Here is a 526-nt window from a genome sequence, read left to right on the forward strand (position 1 = left end):
TACCCCGAACCGCCCACCAGCTGGAACGTCGTCTGTGAAGAGATGATCCTGCCCGACGGCAAGAGCAACAAGGGCCGTGTGCAGGCTTACGACGGCGCCATTCACATCGCCGATGCCGCGAATTACCTGATGTTCCACAGGCCCGAGCTGGGCATCAAAGACCCGTATGCGCTGACCCGTGAGCAATTCAATGCTGCGCTTGACCTGCTGCGCCAGCAGCGCAAACTGGTCAGCCGCTATTGGCATGACGCCTTCGTGCAGATCGAAGACTTCAAGACCGAGGGCGTGGTGGCCTCCGGCTCCTGGCCCTTCCAGGTGAACCTGCTGCGGGCGAGCGGCGCACCCATTGCCAGCACCGTGCCACAGGAGGGCGCCACCGGCTGGGCCGATACCACAATGATGCACGTGAACGCCCCGCACCCGAACTGCGCCTACAAGTGGCTCGAATGGTCACTCAACCCCAAATTGCAGGGTGACCTGGCCGCCTGGTTCGGCTCGAACCCGGCCGTGCCGGCAGCCTGCAAGG

1 protein-coding gene is annotated in these 526 nt (G+C 63.7%); it reads left to right on the forward strand.

Going from position 1 to position 526, the window contains the following annotated elements; genetic code table 11:
- Nucleotides 1-526 (forward strand): extracellular solute-binding protein (locus NZN28_RS14605; RefSeq protein ID WP_295399393.1); only part of this gene is annotated, 526 nt, incomplete at both ends.

This window comes from Meiothermus sp. (assembly GCF_025056915.1).
In the GTDB taxonomy this organism is placed as follows: Bacteria; Deinococcota; Deinococci; order Deinococcales; family Thermaceae; genus Meiothermus.